This is a genomic window from Pseudomonas fluorescens, assembly GCF_001708445.1.
GTDB classification, from domain to species: Bacteria; Pseudomonadota; Gammaproteobacteria; order Pseudomonadales; family Pseudomonadaceae; genus Aquipseudomonas; species Aquipseudomonas gorinensis.
The window spans coordinates 4,258,642-4,273,345 of sequence record NZ_CP015637.1; the positions used below are offsets into that span (position 1 = coordinate 4,258,642).

Annotated in this window: 12 protein-coding genes; 4 read left to right on the forward strand and 8 right to left on the reverse strand. The window is 61.3% G+C overall.

Annotated features, from left to right (window positions below; all coding sequences use genetic code 11):
* Positions 1-75 precede the first annotated feature (75 nt).
* Positions 76-1,338, forward strand: coding sequence for an OprD family porin (locus A7317_RS18780; RefSeq protein ID WP_069077431.1), 1,263 nt, complete (start codon positions 76-78; stop codon positions 1,336-1,338).
* A gap of 432 nt (positions 1,339-1,770) precedes the next feature.
* On the opposite strand, the gene A7317_RS18785 is transcribed toward A7317_RS18780, so the two are convergent.
* The gene (locus A7317_RS18785) at positions 1,771-2,817 is read right to left on the reverse strand and encodes an ornithine cyclodeaminase (protein ID WP_069076569.1); all 1,047 of its coding nucleotides are present in this window, start codon (positions 2,815-2,817) and stop codon (positions 1,771-1,773) included.
* 11 nt (positions 2,818-2,828) lie between these two features.
* The gene (ctlX, locus tag A7317_RS18790; protein WP_024076341.1) at positions 2,829-3,755 is read right to left on the reverse strand and encodes a citrulline utilization hydrolase CtlX; all 927 of its coding nucleotides are present in this window, start codon (positions 3,753-3,755) and stop codon (positions 2,829-2,831) included.
* Between the two features lie 302 nt (positions 3,756-4,057).
* Between ctlX and A7317_RS30150 the strand changes: the two genes are divergently transcribed.
* The gene (locus tag A7317_RS30150; protein ID WP_081329229.1) at positions 4,058-4,951 is read left to right on the forward strand and encodes a GNAT family acetyltransferase; all 894 of its coding nucleotides are present in this window, start codon (positions 4,058-4,060) and stop codon (positions 4,949-4,951) included.
* A 143-nt stretch (positions 4,952-5,094) separates the two neighbouring features.
* On the opposite strand, the gene A7317_RS18800 is transcribed toward A7317_RS30150, so the two are convergent.
* The 5 genes from A7317_RS18800 to A7317_RS18820 form a co-directional block, all read right to left on the reverse strand.
* A complete protein-coding gene (locus A7317_RS18800; protein ID WP_024076339.1) occupies positions 5,095-6,114 on the reverse strand; it encodes a branched-chain amino acid aminotransferase in 1,020 nt (339 codons plus the stop codon).
* 209 nt (positions 6,115-6,323) lie between these two features.
* The gene (lpdA, locus tag A7317_RS18805; protein WP_024076338.1) at positions 6,324-7,703 is read right to left on the reverse strand and encodes a dihydrolipoyl dehydrogenase; all 1,380 of its coding nucleotides are present in this window, start codon (positions 7,701-7,703) and stop codon (positions 6,324-6,326) included.
* A 4-nt stretch (positions 7,704-7,707) separates the two neighbouring features.
* On the reverse strand, positions 7,708-8,970 hold the full coding sequence (locus A7317_RS18810) for a dihydrolipoamide acetyltransferase family protein (RefSeq protein WP_069076570.1): 1,263 nt from the start codon (positions 8,968-8,970) through the stop codon (positions 7,708-7,710).
* Positions 8,971-10,029: an alpha-ketoacid dehydrogenase subunit beta gene (locus A7317_RS18815; protein ID WP_024076336.1), complete on the reverse strand. Its 1,059-nt coding sequence runs from the start codon at positions 10,027-10,029 to the stop codon at positions 8,971-8,973. It abuts the gene before it with no gap.
* 1 nt (position 10,030) lies between these two features.
* Positions 10,031-11,266 (reverse strand): 3-methyl-2-oxobutanoate dehydrogenase (2-methylpropanoyl-transferring) subunit alpha, encoded by a 1,236-nt coding sequence (locus A7317_RS18820; RefSeq protein ID WP_069076571.1) that lies wholly within the window; start codon positions 11,264-11,266, stop codon positions 10,031-10,033.
* A gap of 195 nt (positions 11,267-11,461) precedes the next feature.
* Between A7317_RS18820 and A7317_RS18825 the strand changes: the two genes are divergently transcribed.
* Together A7317_RS18825 and A7317_RS18830 are read left to right on the forward strand one after the other, a co-directional pair.
* Entirely contained in the window at positions 11,462-11,944 is a 483-nt protein-coding gene (locus A7317_RS18825; protein WP_017847498.1) for an Lrp/AsnC family transcriptional regulator, read from the forward strand.
* Between the two features lie 187 nt (positions 11,945-12,131).
* Positions 12,132-13,751 carry a methyl-accepting chemotaxis protein gene (locus A7317_RS18830; protein ID WP_371128899.1) on the forward strand — a complete coding sequence of 540 codons (1,620 nt, stop codon included), beginning with the start codon at positions 12,132-12,134 and terminating at the stop codon, positions 13,749-13,751.
* Positions 13,752-13,809: 58 nt separating this feature from the next.
* On the opposite strand, the gene A7317_RS18835 is transcribed toward A7317_RS18830, so the two are convergent.
* Complete coding sequence (locus A7317_RS18835) at positions 13,810-14,673, reverse strand: MBL fold metallo-hydrolase (protein WP_024076333.1); 864 nt, start codon at positions 14,671-14,673, stop codon at positions 13,810-13,812.
* Positions 14,674-14,704: the final 31 nt, after the last annotated feature.

Genomic DNA, 14,704 nt, shown 5'->3' on the forward strand with positions numbered 1-14,704 from the left:
CGCAAATATCCGCCCCAATGTTGTACGACGACGTATAACAAATAATAAAAACAACAAATGAAAGGGAGCATCACTGTGAGTCAATTCGCCCGCTATTCTTCCGCGCGTCTCAGTGTTATCGGTCTCGGCAGCCTGGCCTTCACCCTGCCCCTCATCGCCCACGCCGAAGGTTTTGTCGACGACGCCAAGGCCACGCTCAACCTGCGTAACGCCTACTTCAACCGCAATTTCACCAACCCGAGCAACCCTCAGGGCAAGGCCGAAGAGTGGACGCAGAGCTTTATCCTCGACGCCAAGTCCGGCTTCACCCAAGGCACTGTCGGCTTCGGGATCGATGTGCTGGGCCTGTACTCACAAAAGCTCGACGGCGGCAAAGGTACCGGCGGCACCCAGTTGCTGCCGATCCACGATGACGGCCGCCCCGCCGACAACTTCGGGCGCCTGGGCGTGGCGTTGAAGACCAAGCTGTCGAAGACCGAATTGAAGGTGGGCGAATGGATGCCGGTGCTGCCGATCCTGCGTTCCGACGACGGCCGTTCGCTGCCACAGACCTTCCGCGGCGGTCAGGTGACGTCCAGCGAAATCGCCGGCCTGACCCTCTACGGCGGGCAGTTTCGCGGCAATAGCCCGCGCAACGACGCGAGCATGGAAGACATGTTCATGAACGGCAAAGCCGCATTCACCTCCGACCGCTTCAACTTCGGTGGCGGTGAATACAGCTTCAATGACAAGCGCACCCAGATCGGCCTGTGGTACGCCGAACTGAGCGATATCTACCAGCAGCAATACCTCAACCTGACCCACAGCCAACCGCTGGGCGACTGGACCCTGGGCGCCAACCTCGGCTTCTTCAACGGCAAGGAAGACGGCAGCGCCCTGGCCGGCGACCTGGACAACAAGACCGTGTTCGCCCTGCTTTCGGCCAAGTACCAGGGCAACACCTTCTATGTCGGCCTGCAAAAGCTCACCGGCGACAGCGTGTGGATGCGGGTCAACGGCACCAGCGGCGGCACCCTGGCCAACGACAGCTACAACTCCAGCTACGACAACGCCAAGGAAAAATCCTGGCAGGTGCGCCATGACTTCAATTTCGTGGTGCTTGGCATTCCCGGGCTGACCATGATGAACCGCTATATCAGCGGCAGTAACGTACACACCGGGGCGATCACCGACGGCAAGGAATGGGGGCGTGAATCGGAACTGGCCTACACCGTGCAGAGCGGTGCGCTGAAGGATTTGAACGTCAAATGGCGTAACTCGACCCTGCGTCGGGATTTCAGCAATAACGAGTTCGATGAGAACCGGATCTTTATCAGCTATCCGATCTCGTTGCTGTAACCCCTGTGGCAAGCGGGCTTGCCCTAATGCCGTTCAGTTAAGGCTTTTTTGTAGGAGCGAGCTTGCTCGCGAAGAACTTACAGGCGCCGCGTTCATTCAGGAAACACGCGTTATCGTTGACGTTTTTCGCGAGCAAGAGGCTTGTCCCGCGTTGGGCTGCGTAGCAGCCCCAAGCCATTCACCGCGTTTTTACAGACACGACGCGGCGTTTTTATTGGGGCTGCTGCGCAGCCCAACGCGGGGCAAGCCCGCTCGCCACAGAGAATGCTTCATGGTGGTGCGTTTTTTGTGTCGTTTACCCCCGGCTCAAAGCGCAAATTGCGCTGTTAAAACAAGCAATGCAGCGGAATCGGCTGTAGCACCCTATGAATCGGCTTTTCAGTCCTGGAAATCCGGCCTGCCCTGGGCGCAAAGCGGCAGGCCAGAGCGGTCTCAGGCGCGCTTTTTGTGCTGTGCACGAGGTTGTTGGGCCAGGCGCGCGAACAGGTCTTTCGGGTCGGCCAGGTCGGGTACCAGTTCCAGCTCGCTGCCGACATCCAGCGCCTTGGCGACGTCGAGCACGTAGCGCAGGGCGGAGTAGTCTTCGATGGCAAACCCCACCGAGTCGAACAGGGTGACCTGGCGCGCATTTTCGCGGCCGGGCTGCTGGCCGTTGATCACCTGCCACAACTCGGTCACCGGCGAGTCTTCCGGCATGTGCTGGATTTCACCTTCGATGCGGCTTTGCGGTTCGTATTCGACGATCACCCGGGCGCGCTCGACGATGCGTCGGTCCAGCTCAGTCTTGCCTGGGCAGTCGCCGCCCACGGCATTAAGGTGCATGCCGGGTTCGATCATCTCGTCGGTGAGGATGGTGGCGTAGGCTTTGTCGGCGGTGACGGTGGTGACGATATCCGCACCTTTGACGGCCTCGGCCACGCTGCCGGCCAGGATCACCTTGATTGCCGGGAATGCCTTGAGGTTGGTGGCCAGCTTGGCGGTGGCCCTGGCGTCGATGTCGAACAGGCGGATCTCGTTGATGCCGAGCATCGCGTGGAAGGCCAGTGCCTGGAATTCGCTCTGGGAGCCGTTGCCGATCAACGCCATGCTGCGGCTGTTGTCGCGGGCCAGGTAGCGGGCCACCAGGGCTGAGGTGGCGGCGGTACGAATCGCGGTGGTCAGGGTCATCTCCGCCAGCAGCACCGGTTTACCGGTGTCCACGTCGCCCAGGGCTCCAAAGGCCATCACGGTAAGCATGCCGGCCAGGGTGTTTTTCGGGTGGCCGTTGACGTATTTGAAGGCGTACAGCGAGGCGTCGGACACCGGCATCAACTCGATCACGCCATCCGGCGAGTGGTTGGCCAGGCGTGCGCATTTCTCGAAGTCCTGCCAGCGCAGGTAGTCGGCGCGGATGTACTCGGCCATCTCGGTGATGCAGGTTTGCAGGCCTTTTTGCGAAACCAGGTAGCTGAGGTCGTTGACGTCGATATAACGGGTCATGGCAAGACTCCTTATTGAAATGAGGGACGGGCGGGCAGATGCACTTCTGCCAGCATGCAGCGGGCACTGCCGCCGCCGATGCGTTCGATGTTGTCGATGTTCACCACCACCGGCCGTGTGTGGCGCTCCACATGCTGGCGCTGGGCCGGTTGCAGCGCGCTCCAGGCACTGGCAGACATCACCAGCAGCGGCTGGCCGTCGCGGTCGTGGACTTCGAGCATGTTGCCGGCGAAGGCTTCGAGCTGGTCGAAGTCGAGGCCGAGGATGTCTTTGCCGGTGTCGCGCAGCGAGCGCTCCAGGGCCTGGCGTTCGTTGGCATCGGGCAGCGCTTGCAGGCACACCACCGCGAGGTCGCGGCCGACACTCATCATCACGTTGCTGTGGTAGATCGGCGCATGGTGCCGGTCGACGGCGTGGAACACGCAGAGTTGGTAGTCGAGACGTTCGGCGAACTGGCGCAGGGCGGCGTGGTGGGTGCGCCCGGAATGGCAGGCGTAGCTGATACGGTGCTGACGGTCGAGCACCATGCTGCCGGTGCCTTCGAGGAAGATGTTTTGTTGTTCGAGGTGGCTGAGGTCGATGGTGTCCTTGATCGCAAAGCGCTGCTCCAGCACTTGCAGCACACCCTTGTTGCGCTCCAGTCGGCGGTTCTGGCCTTCCATCGGGTACAGCACCAGGCTGCCATCGGCGTGGCTGCTCCACCAGTTATTGGGAAAGATCGAGTCGGGGGTGTGGGGCGCCGGGGTGTCCTGCACCACCAGTACTTCCACGCCGTGCTGGCGCAGGGTGTCGACGTAGCCGTCGAACTCTTCCAGCGCTTTCTGCTGTGCACCGAGCGGGTCGAGGGGCGCACGTTGGAAGCGGTTGTTGATCGCGGTGTCCGGGTTGAAGGCAAAGCGCGCCGGGCGAATCATCAGGACGGTGTTGGTGGTTTGCATGGGTGCACGAATCCATGGGGTGAGCTGTGGGGCTATTTTGTGGCTTGTGCGGTATGAATCCCGGCTGAAACAACGGGGCGGCTCAGCCGGGAAAGCTGAAAAGGGGGGTAGGGCAGCCGAATCGGCTGCCGGGGGGTGGAATGCGGTCAAAATGTGGGAGTGGGCGGTGCGACGATTCGACTGGCCCCCGATAGCAATCTTTCGGTTACAGGTTATCTGACTGGCACACCGCTATCAGGGGCAAGGCCCCTCCCACATTGGTACAGTGGCGACTGTTATAGCGCCGTCAGCCAGGAGGAACCATGTCTACCGTCGTTCGTCTCGCCCAATCCGCCGATGCCGAAGGGATCAGCCAGGTCATCCTCGCGGCTTTGCACAGCAGCAATGCGCGGGATTATCCGGCGGAGGTGATTGCGCGGGTGGCCAGCAACTTCACGCCGGACGCGGTGCTGGACCTGCTCAAGCGCCGTGTGGTGCTGGTGGCGATGCAGGACTCGGTGATCGTCGCCACGGCGGCCTTGGATGGAAATGTGGTGCGCTCGGTGTTCGTCAACCCGGCGCTGCACGGGCAGGGCATTGGTCGGCTGCTGATGATTGAAATCGAACTGCGCGCGCGGGACGCGGGGGTGACGACCCTGAGTGTGCCATCCTCGCTGACCGCCGAGCCGTTCTACACCAAGCTGGGCTTTCACACGGTACGCGATGTCTACCACGGCAATGAGCGCACGTTGGTGATGGAAAAGGCGCTGTTGTCGCGCCATCCCATCGGGCCGTATCGCGACCGCCAGCATCGGGCGCAGGTGGTGGCGTTATGGCAGGAGGCGTTTGGTTATGACACGGCGCATAACCTGCCGACCTTGGCGATCGATAAGAAACAGGCGGTCAATGACGGGCTGTTTTTCGTGGCGACGGACAAAAAAACCGTGATCGGGACGATTCTTGCCGGCTACGACGGCCATCGCGGCTGGCTGTACTCGGTGGCCGTGCACGCCGACTATCGGCGTCATGGCCTGGGCTCCTCGCTGGTGCGGCATGCGGAACAGGCACTGACGGCCCTGGGCTGCATGAAGATCAACCTGCAGATCACCAGTGGCAATGATGCGGTGGCGGGGTTTTACGAGGCGCTGGGGTATGGGGTGGAGCCGAGGATCAGCATGGGCAAGAAGATTGTCGAGAATATCCCGAAGGATTCTTGAATACACTGGAGAGCAAATGTGGGAGGGGGCTTGCCCCCGATGGCGGAGTATCAGTCAACAGATTCATTGACTGACCCACTGCCATCGGGGGCAAGTCGAATCGTCGCACCGCCCCTCCCACAAGGTTTTGCAGTGTTGCTGGCTTAGACTTTTACGATCCAACCCTCTGGCGCTTCGACGTCACCGGTCTGCACACCGGTCAGCTCTTTGTAGAGCTTCTGGGTGATCGGGCCGACTTCGGTCTCGCTGTAGAACACGTGCAGCTTGCCGTTGTACTGGATACCGCCGATCGGCGAGATCACGGCGGCAGTCCCGCAGGCGCCGGCTTCCTTGAAGTCCGACAGTTTGTCGATGAACACTTCGCCCTCGATCACTTCCAGGCCCAGGCGGGTCTTGGCCAGTTCGATCAGCGACAGGCGGGTGATGCCTGGCAGCACCGAAGGCGACTTCGGTGTGATGAACTTGTTGTCGTGGGTGATCCCGAAGAAGTTGGCCGAGCCGACTTCCTCGATTTTCGAGTGGGTCATCGGGTCCAGGTAGATCGCGTCGGCAAAACCGGATTTCTTCGCTTCCGAGCCCGGCATCAGGCTGGCGGCGTAGTTGCCACCGACCTTGGCGGCGCCGGTGCCCTGTGGCGCGGCGCGGTCGAAGGTGGAGATCTGGAAGTTGTGCGGCACCAGGCCGCCCTTGAAGTAGGCACCGACCGGGATGCAGAACACCGAGAAGATGAACTCCGGCGCGGTACGCACGCCGATGTTGTCACCGGTACCGATCACGAACGGGCGCAGGTACAGCGCGCCGCCGCTGCCGTACGGCGGGATGAACCGCTCGTTGGCCTTGACCACTTGTTTGCACGCGTCGATGAACGCGTCGGTCGGGACGTGCGGCATCAGCAGGCGCGCGCAACTGCGCTGCATGCGTGCGGCGTTCTGGTCCGGACGGAACAGGTTGATCGAGCCGTCCTTGCAGCGGTAGGCCTTGAGGCCTTCGAAGCACTGCTGACCGTAGTGCAGGGCAGTGGAGCCCTCGCTGATGTGCAGCACGTTGTCGTCGGTCAGGGTGCCGGCTTGCCATTCGCCGTTTTTCCAGACCTGGAGAAACCGCTTGTCGGTCTTGATGTAGTCAAAACCCAGCTTGTCCCAATTGATGCTTTCGTTACCCATGACACCCTCTATCTTTGGTCAAGTCGGTTTTTTTCTGAATGGGCGCAACAATACTGCATTCGCAGGTCCGTTCGCATCCCCCGCGTCCCTTGTAGGAGCGAGCTTGCTCGCGAAAAACTCAAGGGCGCCGCGTTCATTCTGGTTTCACGCGTTATCGTTGACGATTTTCGCGAGCAAGCTCGCTCCTACAGACGGCGTTGTGAGCCCGGTTAAAGGTGCAAGGCATGCCCGAGCGCACGCAGTGCCGCTTCCTGCACCGCCTCACCGAGCGTCGGATGGGCATGGATAGTGCCCGCCACGTCTTCCAGGCGCGCGCCCATTTCCAGGCTCAGGCCGAACGCGGTAGACAGCTCGGACACGCCGGCACCGACGGCTTGCCAGCCGACAATCAGATGATTGTCCCGTCGTGCCACCACCCGTACGAAACCGGTTTTCGACTCCAGGGTCATCGCGCGGCCGTTGGCGGCAAACGGGAAACTCGACACGATGCAGTCCAGGCCGGCGGCCTTGGCTTCATCGGGCGTCTTGCCGACCACCACCAGTTCCGGGTCGGTAAAGCACACCGCCGGGATCGCCGCCGGGTTGAATTCGCGGTGTTGACCGCTGATCAGTTCCGCGACCATCTCGCCCTGGGCCATGGCCCGGTGCGCCAGCATCGGCTCGCCGCTCAGGTCGCCGATCGCCCACACATTGTGCATGCTGGTCTGGCAACGGTTGTTGATCCTGATTGCAGCGCCATTCATCTCCAGGTCCAGCGCCTCGAGGTTCCAACCCTGGGTATTGGGTTTGCGACCGACGGCCACCAATACCTGGTCGGTCACCAGTGACAAGGTGTCGCCATTCGGGTCGCGCACTTGCAGGTGGTTGTGTTCGAAGCCGGTGACGCTGTGCTTGAGGTAAAGCTTCACTCCCAGTTGCTTGAGGGACTCAGCCACCGGTTGGGTCAGTTCGGCGTCATAGGCGGGCAGGATGCGCTCCTGCGCCTCCACCACGCTGACTTCGGCGCCGAGCTTGCGGTAGGCAATGCCCAGCTCCAGGCCGATATAGCCACCGCCCACCACAATCAGGCGCTTGGGCACGCGGGTCGGCGCCAGGGCTTCGGTGGAGGAGATGATCGGCCCGCCAATCGGCAGCATCGGCAGGTTGACGCTTTTCGAGCCGGTGGCCAGCAACAGGTGTTCGCACTGGATGCGCTGGTCGCCGACGTCGACGGTCTTGCCGTCCACCACGTTGGCCCAGCCGTGGATCACCTGCACCTTGTGTTTCTTCAGCAGCGCGGCAACGCCAGTGGTCAGGCGATCGACAATGCCGTCTTTCCATTCCACGCTTTTGCGGATGTCCAGGGTCGGCACATCCACTTCGATGCCCAGCTGGGAACCCTGGCTGTGGTGGATGGTTTGCTGGAACTGTTCGGCCACATGGATCAGGGCCTTGGACGGAATGCAGCCGATATTCAGGCAGGTACCGCCCAATGCCTGGCCTTCGACCAGAATGGTCGGGATGCCCAACTGGCCGGCGCGAATGGCGGCCACATAACCGCCGGGGCCGCCGCCGATAATCAGTAGGGTGGTATGCAGTGTTTGAGTCATGCCCTTACTCCAGGAACAGGCTGGCGGGTTGTTCGAGCAAGCCGCGAATGGCCTGGATGAATTGTGCCGCGTCCATGCCATCGACCACTCGGTGATCGAAGGAACTGGAGAGGTTCATCATCTTGCGGATCACGATCTGGCCCTTGATCACCATCGGCCGTTCGACGATGCGGTTGACGCCGACGATGGCCACTTCCGGCAGGTTCAGCACCGGGGTGCTGACGATACCGCCCAAGGCACCCAGGCTGGTCAGGGTAATGGTCGACCCCGACAGTTCGTCGCGGCTGGCCTTGCCATTGCGCGCGGCGGTGGCCAGGCGCGCGATTTCCTCGGCATTGCCCCACAGGCTGCGCGCCTCGGCGTGACGCACCACCGGCACCATCAGCCCCACATCGCTCTGCGTCGCGACGCCCACGTGGACGGCGCCAAGGCGGGTGATGACCTGGGCTTCGTCGTCGTACCGCGCATTGATCTGCGGGAACTCCCGCAACGCCACGACCATGGCGCGCACGATGAATGGCAGCAGGGTCAGCTTGCCGCGTGTGGCACCGTGCTTTTCATTGAGGTGCACACGCAATTCGTCCAGGGCGGTGACGTCGATCTCCTCCACATAGCTGAAATGCGCGGCGCGGCGGGTGGCGTCCTGCATGCGCTGGGCGATCTTGCGGCGCATGCCGATCACCGGGATCTGTTCTTCGTCGTTGCGTTCGGCGTAGGGGTTGGCGGCAGCGGACGTTTTCAGCGAACCCTGCAGCAAGTAGGCGTCCAGGTCTTCGTGCAGGATCCGGCCGGCAGGGCCCGTGCCCTGGACCAGGCGCAGTTGGATACCCGCATCCAACGCATGCTTGCGCACCGCGGGGGAGGCCAGTGGACGTTCATTGGCATCGCGAGCCACGGGGGCGTGTGGCGCCACGGCCGGCTTGGCTGCCGGCTTGCTTTCCACCACCGGGGCCGCCTTGGCTTCAACCACCGGCGCGGCTTTCACCGGTGCCGCGGTGACCGGCGCATCCTTGGTATTGCCTGCGCCTTCCACTTCAATGCTGATCAAGACACTGCCCACGGCCATGACTTCACCCGGCTCGCCGCCGAGGGCAATCACCCTGCCATGGACCGGCGAGGGAATATCCACCATCGCCTTGTCGGTCATCACATCCGCCAGCACCTGGTCTTCGACCACCATATCGCCGACCTTCACATGCCAGGCCGACAGTTCAACTTCCGCAATGCCTTCGCCAATGTCCGGCATCTTGATAACGTGCGTGCCCATTCAGACCTCCATGACCCGTTTCAACGCCGCGCCCACTCGGGACGGACCTGGGAAATACGCCCATTCCTGCGCGTGTGGGTAGGGGGTGTCCCAACCGGTGACGCGTTCGATTGGCGCTTCCAGGTGGTGGAAGCAATGTTCCTGCACCAGCGCCACCAGTTCGGCGCCGAAGCCGCAGGTACGGGTGGCTTCATGCACCACCACGCAACGGCCGGTCTTTTTCACCGACTTGACGATGGTTTCCAGGTCCAGCGGCCACAGGCTGCGCAGGTCGATGACCTCGGCGTCGATGCCGGTCTCCTCGGCGGCGACTTGCGACACATACACGGTGGTGCCGTAGGTCAGCACGGTCACGGCCGAGCCTGGGCGCACGATGGCGGCCACATCCAGTGGCACGGTGTAGTAACCGTCCGGCACTTGTGCCTGCGGGTGTTTCGACCACGGCGTGACCGGGCGGTCGTGGTGGCCATCGAACGGGCCGTTGTACAGGCGCTTGGGCTCCAGGAAGATCACCGGGTCATCGTTTTCGATCGAGGCAATCAGCAGGCCCTTGGCGTCATACGGGTTGGACGGCATCACCGTGCGCAGGCCGCAGACCTGGGTGAACACCGCTTCGATGCTCTGGCTGTGGGTCTGGCCGCCGTAGATGCCGCCGCCGCAGGGCATGCGCATGGTCAGCGGTGCGGTGAACTGGCCGGCCGAGCGATAACGCAGGCGCGCGGCTTCCGAGATGATCTGGTCGGTGGCGGGGTAGACGTAGTCGGCGAACTGGATTTCTGCCACCGGGCGCAGGCCGTAGGCACCCATGCCCACCGCCACGCCGATAATGCCGCTTTCCGAGATCGGTGCGTCGAACACCCGCGAACTGCCGTATTTGCTCTGCAAGCCTTCGGTGCAACGGAACACGCCGCCGAAATAACCGACGTCCTGGCCGAATACCACCACGTTATCGTCACGCTCAAGCATCACATCCATGGCCGAGCGCAGGGCCTGGATCATGGTCATGGTGGTGGTGGTCATGGCGGTTTCCAATTCGATGCTGTTGTTGTGATCGTTCATGTCAGACCCCCAACTCTTGACGCTGGCGCTTCAAGTGCTCCGGCATCTCTTTATAGACGTCTTCGAACATGGTCGCGGCGCTCGGAATCTGGCCACCGGCCAGGGTGCCGTACTGTTCGGCTTCTTTCTGCGCGGCGATCACCTCGGCTTCAAGTTCGGCACTGACCGCCGCGTGTTCCTCTTCGGACCACTGGCCAATCTTGATCAGGTGCTGCTTGAGGCGGGCAATCGGGTCACCCAGGGGGAAGTGGCTCCAGTCGTCGGCAGGGCGGTACTTGGACGGATCATCCGACGTGGAATGCGGGCCGGCGCGATAGGTGACCCATTCGATCAGGGTTGGCCCGAGGTTGCGGCGCGCACGCTCGGCAGCCCAGGCGGAGGCGGCATACACCGCGATAAAGTCGTTGCCATCCACGCGCAGGGAGGCGATGCCGCAACCGACGCCGCGTCCGGCGAAGGTGGTGGCCTCACCGCCGGCAATCGCCTGGAAGGTGGAGATCGCCCACTGGTTGTTGACCACGTTGAGAATCACCGGCGCGCGGTACACGTGGGCGAAGGTGAGCGCGGTGTGGAAGTCCGATTCGGCGGTGGCGCCGTCGCCGATCCAGGCGGAGGCGATCTTGGTATCGCCCTTGATTGCCGAGGCCATGCCCCAGCCCACGCCTTGTACGAATTGGGTGGCGAGGTTACCGGAAATAGTGAAGAAACCTGCGTCCTTGACCGAGTACATGATCGGCAGTTGGCGACCCTTGAGCGGATCGCGCTCGTTGGACAGCAGTTGGCAGATCAGGTCCACCAGCGGTACGTCGCGGGCCATCAGGATGCTTTGCTGGCGGTAGGTGGGGAAGCACATGTCGTCGATGTTCAAGGCCAGGGCCTGGGCGCTGCCGATGGCTTCTTCGCCGAGGCTCTGCATGTAGAACGACATTTTCTTCTGACGCTGGGCGACCACCATGCGGTTGTCGAAGATCCGCGTCTTGAGCATGGCGCGCATGCCGCGCCGAAGGACCTCGACAGGCACCCCTTCGGCCCATGGGCCCAGGGCCTGGCCCTGGTCGTCGAGCACGCGGATCAGGCCCTTGGCCAGATCGGCGGTGTCGGCGGGTTCTACGTCGATGGCGGGTTTGCGCACCAGGCCGGCGTCGGTCAGGCGCAGGTAGGTAAAGTCGGTCTTGCAGCCTGGGCGGCCCGAGGGTTCGGGAACGTGCAGGCGCAGTGGTGCATACGGCTGGTTCATGGCTTTCTACGCTCGATCTTGTGAATTTCTTGTAGTGGGCGCGCTAGCTGACAGTCAGTCTTCGGGTAGAAGAAATCTTGTCCTACAACAATCATAGGCTCGGCGTAGAAGAATATTTATCTCTGTTTCGTTGCGCTCCGGCTCATTTGCGGATAAAAAAACTGCATAAACATAATAAACAGGTGATTTTGTCTCATGCGCAAACTGGACCGTACCGATATCGGCATTCTCAACGCCCTGCAGGAGAATGCGCGCATCACCAACGCCGACCTCGCCCGTTCGGTCAACCTCTCCCCCACGCCGTGCTTCAACCGGGTCAAGGCGATGGAGGAACTGGGCCTGATCCGTGACCAGGTCACCCTGCTGGATGCCGATTTGCTGGGGCTGCACGTGAACGTGTTTATCCACGTCAGCCTGGAAAAACAGAACGAACTGGCCTTGCAGCAATTCGAAGGCGCGATTTCCGACCGGCCCGAGGTGATGGAGTGCTATTTGATGGCCGGCGACCCCGACTATTTGATCCGCGTACTGGTGCCAACGATCCAGTCACTGGAGCGCTTCATGATGGACTTCCTGACCAAAGTGCCGGGGGTGGCGAATATTCGCTCAAGCTTTGCGCTCAAACAGGTGCGTTACAAGACCGCGTTGCCACTGCCACCGGATGGCTTGATGGTCTGATACCAACAGGTGATAAGACTCACCACTTTGATAGTTAGCTAGATAACTAAAGTAGTTGTTTTATTATTTCCACCTATAAATAAAAAATTGCTTAATCAGTCACGTATTTTTCACATCCGTTTCAACACATTAACACCCATAAGGCCGTGAAGTTCGCGGCCCAGGAAAGGGGTGAGCCGCGATGTCCATGAGAGCCTTGAAGTTGAACTTTCGTACCACGCTATGTTTTGGCGTGGTGTGCCTTCTACTGTTGATACAAGGGGCCATGACGCTGATAAAAGTCGACAAAGTTTATTCGTCGACTGTCGATATAGAAACTAACTGGCTGCCCAGTATTCGCCTGGGCGGTGAGATAGATGCGGCGTTTTACAAGCTGCGTCTTGATCTGCGTCGTTTTGCCATGGAAAGCGACCACCAGGACCCCGCGTCCCTTGAGAAACTCAAAAGCATTCGTGCTGCCGCGCTTGAAGTTGCCGAGCGCTATGCACCGTTAGTGTCGAGCCCCGAGGAACAGGCCAAGTACAACCAGGCAATGAGCGGGATCAAGAACTACGTCCAGAAAACCGATGAGTTTCTTGCGCAAGTCTCCACCCTGTCCCCTGAGCAGATGTCGACTTACTTGCGTGACGTCAACGGGCCTATTGCGCTTGAAGTGCAACGCTCCATCAGCGAACTGATCGAGTTGAATGCCCGCGGCTCCAGCCAGGCGGTGCAAGTTGCCTCCGGTGAGTATCAAGCCGCGCGTCTGTTTACCTGGCTACTGATGATCGGTTCAGTGCTGGTCACCCTCGTGGTTGCGCGTTTGTTTACCCGCAGCATTATCAAGCCGGTACGTGAATTGTTGGTGTCGACCGGCAAAATTGCCGACGGCGATTTGCGTGTCGCCATCGCCGTCAACGGCAATGACGAGTTGACCGAATTACAACGGTCGACCGCGTCCATGCAAATGAACCTGAAAAGCACCTTGCAGCATATTTCTGAGGCGTCCGGGCAGTTGGCCTCGGCTGCGGAAGAGATGAGCGCCATTACCCGCGAGTCCAGTGCAGGGATTGAACGCCAAAGCATGGAGACGGATCAGGCGGCCACGGCGGTTAACGAGATGACGGCGGCGGTGGAAGAAGTGGCGCGCAATGCGGTTTCGGCTTCCCAGTCGACGCAAGACTCCCAGCGCTCGGCCAAAGTTGGCCATGAGCGGGTGACGCAAACCATCGCCTCGATCGAGAAACTCAGCGCCACGGTGCAGCAGACCGGTATCGAAGTCGAAGGGTTGGCCAAGCAGGCACAGGACATCGCCCGGGTGGTTGAAGTCATTCGCTCGATTGCCGAGCAAACCAACCTGCTGGCCTTGAACGCGGCCATTGAAGCCGCCAGGGCAGGGGAGCAGGGGCGGGGCTTTGCGGTGGTGGCCGACGAAGTGCGGGCACTGGCCCATAGAACGCAAACCTCGACCCAGGAAATCGAGCAGATGATTGCGAAAATCCAGACGTGCTCCAGTGACGCGGTGTCTTCCATGGCCCTCAACCGCAACGAAGCGCTGGACTCGTTGAAGATCGCCCATGAAGCGGGCCTGGCCATTACTCAGATCACCGAGGCCATCACGGATATCAATGACCGTAACCTGTTGATTGCGACCGCCTCCGAGGAGCAGGCCCACGTGGCCCGGTCCGTGGACCAGAACCTGATCAGTATTCGCGATCTTTCCATCCAGAGTTCGTCGGCGGCCGGTCAGACCTCGATCGCCAGCCAAGAGCTGTCGAGGCTGGCGGTGGACCTCAAGCAGATCGTGTCGAAATTTGCCGTAGCCTGATCACACCTGCGAAATACCCCCGGAGCATGCAACGGCATGGACGCCACGCAGGATGGCTTTAGAGCTGATTCAACGGAATCTTCAGGTACACCACCCCATTCCCCTCCGCGGGCGGCATATTGCCCGCTCGCACATTCACCTGGATCGCCGGCAACAACAGCGTGGGCATCCCAAGGCCCGCATCGCGCTGGGTACGCATCGCCACAAACGCCGCTTCGTCCACCCCGTCATGCACATGAATATTCCCCGCGCGCTGCTCGGCCACGGTGGTCAGGCATTGGGCCGCGCGGCCCTCGGGTGGGTAGTCATGGCACACGTACAGCCGGGTCTGGGGTGGGAAGGCCAGGAGTTTGCGCATCGACGCATACAACTGGCGCGCATCGCCGCCGGGGAAGTCACAGCGGGCGGTGCCGACATCCGGCATGAACAGGGTGTCGCCCACCAGGATCAACTGGTCGTCGATCAGGTAGGCCATGTCCGCTGGCGTATGCCCGGGGACGTGCAGGGCCTGGGCCTTCAGAGAGCCGATGTGGAACACCTCATCCGGTGCAAACAGGTGATCGAACTGCGAACCGTCGACGCGAAATTCCGGCTCCAGATTGAACAGGTTCTTGAACACGTCCTGCACCTTGCTGATGCACTGGCCAATGGCGATCTTGCCGCCCAGTATCCGCCGCAAGTACGGCGCGGCAGACAGATGGTCCGCATGGGCGTGGGTCTCCAGCAGCCACTGCACCTGCAGGTGATGTTCGCGCACAAAAGCAATCACCTTATCGGCCTGGGCGGTGTCGGTGCGTCCGGACGCCGGGTCGTAGTTGAGCACCGAGTCGACGATGGCGCAGGCGCTGCCATCGGTTTCATAGACGACGTAGGTGTAGGTCGACGATGCCTCGTCCAGAAAGGCTTGAATCAACGCTGGCATGGCGGCTGTCCCCGGTGAGGAAAAAAGTGAT

Excerpts from the sequence above, each read along its gene's own strand:
- A7317_RS18785 (WP_069076569.1), bottom strand. The coding sequence starts at position 2,817 with ATGACCCGTTATATCGACGTCAACGACCTCAGCTACCTGGTTTCGCAA.
- ctlX (WP_024076341.1), bottom strand. The coding sequence starts at position 3,755 with ATGCAAACCACCAACACCGTCCTGATGATTCGCCCGGCGCGCTTTGCC.
- A7317_RS30150 (WP_081329229.1), top strand. The coding sequence starts at position 4,058 with ATGTCTACCGTCGTTCGTCTCGCCCAATCCGCCGATGCCGAAGGGATC.
- A7317_RS18800 (WP_024076339.1), bottom strand. The coding sequence starts at position 6,114 with ATGGGTAACGAAAGCATCAATTGGGACAAGCTGGGTTTTGACTACATC.
- lpdA (WP_024076338.1), bottom strand. The coding sequence starts at position 7,703 with ATGACTCAAACACTGCATACCACCCTACTGATTATCGGCGGCGGCCCC.
- A7317_RS18810 (WP_069076570.1), bottom strand. The coding sequence starts at position 8,970 with ATGGGCACGCACGTTATCAAGATGCCGGACATTGGCGAAGGCATTGCG.
- A7317_RS18815 (WP_024076336.1), bottom strand. The coding sequence starts at position 10,029 with ATGAACGATCACAACAACAGCATCGAATTGGAAACCGCCATGACCACC.
- A7317_RS18820 (WP_069076571.1), bottom strand. The coding sequence starts at position 11,266 with ATGAACCAGCCGTATGCACCACTGCGCCTGCACGTTCCCGAACCCTCG.
- A7317_RS18825 (WP_017847498.1), top strand. The coding sequence starts at position 11,462 with ATGCGCAAACTGGACCGTACCGATATCGGCATTCTCAACGCCCTGCAG.
- A7317_RS18830 (WP_371128899.1), top strand. The coding sequence starts at position 12,132 with ATGAGAGCCTTGAAGTTGAACTTTCGTACCACGCTATGTTTTGGCGTG.
- A7317_RS18835 (WP_024076333.1), bottom strand. The coding sequence starts at position 14,673 with ATGCCAGCGTTGATTCAAGCCTTTCTGGACGAGGCATCGTCGACCTAC.